The organism is Micromonospora sp. NPDC050795, from assembly GCF_044456785.1.
In the GTDB taxonomy this organism is placed as follows: Bacteria; Actinomycetota; Actinomycetes; order Mycobacteriales; family Micromonosporaceae; genus Micromonospora.
In genome coordinates, this window is sequence record NZ_JBITGE010000092.1 from 1 (window position 1) to 2,455 (window position 2,455).

2 protein-coding genes and 1 pseudogene are annotated in these 2,455 nt (G+C 65.6%); 2 read left to right on the plus strand and 1 reads right to left on the minus strand.

What is annotated here, in order from left to right; genetic code table 11:
* Window positions 1-169 precede the first annotated feature (169 nt).
* Both ACIBEF_RS32245 and bluB read left to right on the plus strand, forming a co-directional pair.
* Window positions 170-454: a hypothetical protein gene (locus ACIBEF_RS32245; RefSeq protein ID WP_396797202.1), complete on the plus strand. Its 285-nt coding sequence runs from the start codon at window positions 170-172 to the stop codon at window positions 452-454.
* A gap of 870 nt (window positions 455-1,324) precedes the next feature.
* On the plus strand, window positions 1,325-1,966 hold the full coding sequence (gene bluB, locus ACIBEF_RS32250) for a 5,6-dimethylbenzimidazole synthase (protein ID WP_396797203.1): 642 nt from the start codon (window positions 1,325-1,327) through the stop codon (window positions 1,964-1,966).
* A 405-nt stretch (window positions 1,967-2,371) separates the two neighbouring features.
* Here the strand turns inward: bluB and ACIBEF_RS32255 are convergent.
* Window positions 2,372-2,455, minus strand: a pseudogene (locus ACIBEF_RS32255) (IS5/IS1182 family transposase); the annotation flags it as partial.

Here is a 2,455-nt window from a genome sequence, read left to right on the forward strand (position 1 = left end):
CCGGCATCGCCAACCTCCACAACATCATCCTCACCGGCTGACCACCGAGCCGGCCCCGGACAACGCCCTCACCCAGTTACGAGACGTCCCTTAGCGAGACCTACGCGAATGGTGATCTGGGCTTCGTGTCCGGTATCGGCCGGCGCATTGGCCCCGTAGCCTTGGATCCATGACAGACCCGACGGCCGCCACCGGCCAACCGGAGCGAACGCTACTGGCCTGGACTTCGCCGAGCGCGACGCATCTGTCACGACTCGCGCAGATCGGTGAGCAGTTCGTCCGCCTCTCCGGCAAGCTCGTCGGGCTGCTGCACAACGGCGGTGTCCAACACGACCTCACCGGAGCCGAGGCGGACGCGGTGCGCAACGCCGCCAGCACCGCGCACTCCGCCGGCGAGCTTGTCGTGCCGGCCGCGACCGCCGCCGAGCGTCGGGCCGACCGCACCGGCATATGAGTCGCTCCGGACAGGGCGTGCGGCCTACCGCGTCGAGGCCGGCGGCGGAGGTGTCGTGTTCGGTCTGGACGTGGCGGTCAAACGATTCCCGCAACCCCCGGTCTTGGAGCACGATGCCGTCCCACGGCTGAGACACGCCGCTGCCCAGCCGTACGGCCCTGACCAGTGTTGCCGTTGATCGCGCTGGTTACTACGGCTGGGCCCTATCGAACGCCGAACTGTAGCGAGGAGCGCATCCCCACCCGGTCTATGCCGAATGCAAGATTGTCGATACATTGAGTTAACTCATAGGTCGGTGATCGGTGGCAGGTTGAGGCTTAGGCGTGAGAGCCACATCTACGGAAGGTTGCGGTAATGCGACGAATCATTACTGGTCTAGCGGTACTGTCACTTTCGTTCGCTGTCTTTGCCGCGCCCTCCAGCGCGGCACCGACCACGATGCAAGGCGCTTCCGGCGTCCGCCTGCTTGCTTGCACCCAACCAGGCTGGACGTCTCACTCACAATGAGGCGGGTTCACCACCGACGGCACCAACATCCGCATCGGCCCGACCACGCGATGCACCTCGGTAGGGCTCGGATACCGCAGCCACACTGTGACCTATCACTGCTGGCGCTCGGGCGCGGGCGGCACTTGGACGCACCTGCGGAACAACACCACCGGCGCGCAGGGCTGGGTCAAAGACTGGCTGTTGGTGGGCTACGGAAGCAGACACTCCTGCTAAGAACCAACTCACCTCTGGGCGAATAGCACCGCAACAGGTGCCGCACCTCATCAACCGGACGCCTCGGCCGCTTCGGCCGCCGGGGCGACACCCTTCTCACTGCCGGTCGATTTTCGTTGCCGCCGACCTCGCGGAGGGAGCCTTCCCATGATCAGTGACATCTATGACGTGATACACCGCCGCCGCGACGTTCGCAGTCAGTTCACTGGCGAACCCATCACCGCCGATGCACTTGACCGCATCCTCACGGCAGCTCACGCGGCACCCAGCGTGGGGCTGTCTCAGCCGTGGGACTTCATCGTAATCCGCGACCGCGGTTTGCGGGAATCGTTTCACCGCCATGTCCAGGCCGAACGCGACACCTTCGCCGCCGGCCTCGATGCCGAGGCCAGAGACCGGTTCTCCCGCATCGAGATTGACGGCGTGTTGGAGTCCACGTTGTCGATCGTGGTGACCTACGACGCCGACCGTGGCGGTCCCACCGTCCTGGGCCGGCACACCATCGCCGACGCCGGCCTATACTCCGTGTGCCTGGCCATCCAGAACCTGTGGCTAGCCGCCACGGCCGAACATTTCGGCGTCGGCTGGGTGTCGTTCTACCGCGAACAGTTCCTGCAAAAACTACTCGACATCCCCACCCCCATCCGACCCGTCGCCTGGCTATGCCTTGGGCCCATCACCCACCTGCAACCCGTACCTGACCTCGAACGGCACGGCTGGAGACAGCGCCGCTCCCTGCAAACAGCAATCCACTCCAACCGCTGGAGCCCTCGACCTGCCACGACATAACACCTCGGTACGTCCGGCCGATCTCCGGGAACGCCCGAAGCTGCGCCCGCTCATCGCGCCGAGGCCTCGGCGCGGTCGCGGCGCGGTCGCGGCGAGGTCGCGGCGCGGTCGCGGCGCGGTCGCGGCGAGGCCTCGGCGCGGTCGCGGCGAGGGGGACCCCTCTATGCCAAGATTATGAGAGGCAAGATTTACTCTTGAAACGTTGAGGTGAGGGCGAGCGAGGAGACCACCACCGGTGGGTTCGAACAGTGAGGTGCCTGATCCGGAGGTTCCGGCGAAGGTGAGGTCGCGTAGCGACTCGGTCGCGTACAAGGCTCGGATCCCGGAGGAGTACGAGTCGCTCGACAAGGCGGGTAAGGGCGCGTTGTTGCGGCGGGAAGGCCTGTACTCATCGTTGAGCCATTTTCATCCTGCGTAGCGGTTCGCTTCGACGTGGTGCAGGACGAGGATGGCTTGCGCGATCGCGGTGGCTCGGCGTGGACAGCAGCG

What these genes read in the sequence shown, in the direction of transcription:
- bluB (WP_396797203.1), top strand. Translation starts at nt 1,325, where the DNA reads ATGATCAGTGACATCTATGACGTGATACACCGCCGCCGCGACGTTCGC.
- ACIBEF_RS32245 (WP_396797202.1), top strand. Translation starts at nt 170, where the DNA reads ATGACAGACCCGACGGCCGCCACCGGCCAACCGGAGCGAACGCTACTG.